At 62.8% G+C, this 1,130-nt stretch carries 1 protein-coding gene; it reads left to right on the forward strand.

Annotated features, from left to right (window positions below; genetic code table 11):
• Positions 1-1,130: elongation factor Tu (gene tuf / locus BUA42_RS20795; protein ID WP_072780268.1), on the forward strand; the 1,130-nt coding region annotated here is incomplete at its 3' end.

The following is a 1,130-nucleotide window of genomic DNA, read 5'->3' on the forward strand; positions in this document are numbered from 1 at the left end:
ATGGCAAAGGAAAAGTTTGAGCGCGGCAAGCCGCACTGCAACATTGGCACGATTGGTCACGTTGACCACGGCAAGACGACGCTGACGGCGGCGATCACGAAGTACTTTGGCGACTTCAAGGCGTATGACCAGATCGACGGTGCACCGGAAGAAAAGGCCCGTGGTATCACCATTTCGACCGCGCACGTGGAATACGAGACCGACGCGCGTCACTACGCCCACGTCGACTGCCCCGGCCACGCCGACTACGTGAAGAACATGATCACCGGTGCGGCGCAGATGGACGGCGCGATCCTGGTTGTGAACGCAGCCGACGGCCCGATGCCGCAGACCCGCGAGCACATCCTGCTGGGCCGTCAGGTGGGTATCCCCGCCATGGTCGTGTTCATGAACAAGGTGGACCAGGTCGACGACGAGGAGCTGCTCGAGCTCGTCGAGATGGAAATCCGCGAACTGCTTTCCGAGTACGACTTCCCGGGCGACGACATTCCGATCGTGGCGGGCTCCGCGCTTGCGGCGATGGAAGGCCGTGACCCGGAAATCGGCGAGAACAAGATCCGCGAACTGATGCAGGCGGTGGATGACTACATCCCGCAGCCCGAGCGTGCCGTGGACCAGCCGTTCCTGATGCCGATCGAAGACGTGTTCTCGATCTCGGGTCGTGGTACGGTTGTGACCGGTCGTGTCGAGCGTGGCGTGATCAACGTGGGCGACGAGATCGAGATCGTCGGCATCCGCGACACCACCAAGACGACCTGCACGGGCGTGGAAATGTTCCGCAAGCTCTTGGACCGCGGTGAAGCGGGCGACAACATCGGCGCACTCCTGCGCGGTGTGGACCGCGAAGGCGTTGAGCGCGGACAGGTGCTCTGCAAGCCGGGTTCGGTGACCCCGCACACGAAGTTCGAAGCCGAGGTCTACATCCTGACCAAGGAAGAAGGCGGCCGTCACACGCCGTTCTTCGCGAACTACCGTCCGCAGTTCTACTTCCGCACGACCGACGTGACCGGCACCGTGACGCTGCCGTCGGGCACCGAGATGGTGATGCCGGGTGACAACCTGAAGTTCGACGTCGAACTGATCGCGCCGATCGCCATGGAAGAAGGCCTCCGCTTCGCCATCCGCGAAGG

The organism is Marivita hallyeonensis (assembly GCF_900129875.1).
GTDB lineage: Bacteria > Pseudomonadota > Alphaproteobacteria > Rhodobacterales > Rhodobacteraceae > Marivita > Marivita hallyeonensis.